Annotated in this window: 2 protein-coding genes; both read right to left on the minus strand. The window is 68.8% G+C overall.

Annotated elements, in window-relative coordinates; all coding sequences use genetic code 11:
• A partial coding sequence (locus AC1D12_RS33975; protein ID WP_477845472.1) for an ABC transporter permease occupies positions 1–229 on the minus strand: 229 nt, incomplete at its 3' end.
• Between the two features lie 7 nt (positions 230–236).
• Positions 237–1,038 (minus strand): ABC transporter permease (locus AC1D12_RS33980; protein ID WP_477845473.1); only part of this gene is annotated, 802 nt, incomplete at its 5' end.

Consider the following 1,038-nt stretch of genomic DNA (forward strand, 5'->3'; position numbering starts at 1 on the left):
TGGCGAGCGTGGCCGAGCCGAGCGCGAGCCACAGGCTGTTCCAGAACGACTGCATGAAATCCGGGTGCTCGAACACCGCGTGGAACCAGCGCAGCGAGAAGCTGGTGGTCGGCAGCGTCAGCGTGTTCTCGRGCGTGAAGGCGACCAGGCACACGACGACCAGCGGCGCCAACATGAAGGCGATGACGAGCGCGTTGAACGCGAGTGCGAGCGGGCCGTTGCGGTTCATCGTGACCTCATCCCAACGCACGGCGGTAGCGGCCTTCGACGAGCCGGTTCCAGCCCAGCATCACCGCGAGGTTGGCGGCCAGAAGCGTCAGCGCGATCGCGGCGCCGAGCGGCCAGTTCAGCTCGTGCAGGTACTCGTCGTAGACCACGGTCGCGACCATCTTGAGGCGGCGCCCGCCGAGCAGGCCGGGGATCGCGAACGAGCTGGCCGCGAGGCCGAACACGATCAGGCTGCCCGACAGGATGCCCGGCATCACCTGCGGCAGCACGATGCGGCGCAGCGTGGTGAACGGCGAGGCCTTCAGCGACAGTGCGGCGTTCTCGATGCCGGGGTCGAGCTTCTGCAGCGAGGTCCACACGGGGATCACCATGAACGGCAGCATCACGTGCACCAGCGCGATGACGACCGCCGTCTCGGTGTAGAGCAGCTTGAACGGACCGAGGCCGAGCGCGCCCAGCGCCGCGTTGACCAGCCCTTCGGGGCCGAGCAGCATGCTCCAGCCGAAGGCCCGCACCACCACCGAGACCAGCAGCGGCGCCAGCACCACCAGCAGCATCACCGAGCGCCACGGGTTGCGCATGCGGCTGAGCACGTACGCCTCTGGCGCACCGACCAGCACGCAGATCAGCGCCACCAGCGCGGCGATGCGGAAGGTGCGCCAGAAGATGCCGTGGTAGTACGGATCGCCGAACACCATCGCGTAGTGCGCCAGCGTGAACTCGCCGGCCCGCGCGCCGGTGGCCGGGTCGTAGACGTTGAACGACAGCACCGCGGTGAGCGCGAGCGGCACCAGCAGCAGGCCGGTGAAG

It is taken from the genome of Rhizobacter sp. P1_G5 (assembly GCF_056405435.1).